Raw genomic sequence first — 1,125 nt, forward strand, 5'->3', positions numbered from 1 at the left:
GCATAAATGCACGATACTTCTTCTGACTGTGGCGGGCATTGACTGGAATAACTTTCTTCCTGTCTTATCAGACGAATCCCTTTCATTTTAAGCTTATACTCTAACTGCATATAGATACGGGCATATGGCAGACTGTGAAGTTTCTGGTTGGTTTTCCTTCCCAGATTTTTCTCTTTACGAATCCCCTTGATATCTCCAATTACAACCGTATGAATATCATTCTTTACAGAATAGTTCGTGATATACCGTGTCATCTTATGAATATAATCTTTGATACAGTTATTTTTCTTTCGATAAAGCTTCTGCAGATGCTTAGATGTTTTCGGATACTCCATTTCCCACGCAGCCTGGATCCGATCCCATTGCGACTGGACTCGCGCGATTTCCCTGTTATAAAAATAAGAAAGTGAAAGATATTCTCTCCCAATAATGAACGTTTTTCCTGCATTATCATAACAAGTCATAAGATTATGCAAGCCCAGATCAATCGACAGATAATGTCCATTGTCCTCTTCAGGCAAAACATCTTCCACCTCATAAATAACAAGGATCCTGCTGGTTCCGTCATTTGCCGGTGGATATATTTTGATCTGTTTTATGATATCCATGTTTGAAAAAACAGGATTTTTCAAATAAAGGTATGCAGCACGAATATCATAGGTATGAACCATATACTCCTTCAGCTTTTTCGGTAAAGAAAGTCTTACTTTGAAAGAGCCTGTTTCATGTTGAATGCCATTTTGCATATAGGTGATCGGCATTTTATCTTTCTTATATCTTGGTGATCCCGGATTCTCGATACCGCCACTTTCTTTTAACCGGTAAAAGGATTTCCATGACTTGTCCAAAAGCTTACAGATTTCCTGTGCAGTCTGTGACGGAAGTGATTTGAACCACAGATCATCTTTATGTTTTGATTTCTGATAATACCAGTCAGGATATTTCTCCAATCCCAGATTTTTGTAGTTGTTTCTCTCATAATTGCAAACATTCCAAAGCTTGTAAGCCGCATAACACATGTGTCCTACAATATTTGCATCATTTTTGTTTAATACAATGGTTGTTTCATGTGTTAACAGCATATTTTCCCTCCTTCTAGTAAGATTTGCTCTGATGCTCGATATA

Annotated in this window: 1 protein-coding gene; it reads right to left on the minus strand. The window is 37.4% G+C overall.

The genetic code is table 11. The features are described from left to right. Window positions 1-1,082 (minus strand): transposase (locus DW922_RS16070; RefSeq protein ID WP_243032267.1); only part of this gene is annotated, 1,082 nt, incomplete at its 3' end. Window positions 1,083-1,125: the final 43 nt, after the last annotated feature.

The organism is Clostridium sp. AM42-4 (genome assembly GCF_003480105.1).
GTDB lineage: Bacteria > Bacillota > Clostridia > Lachnospirales > Lachnospiraceae > Brotaphodocola.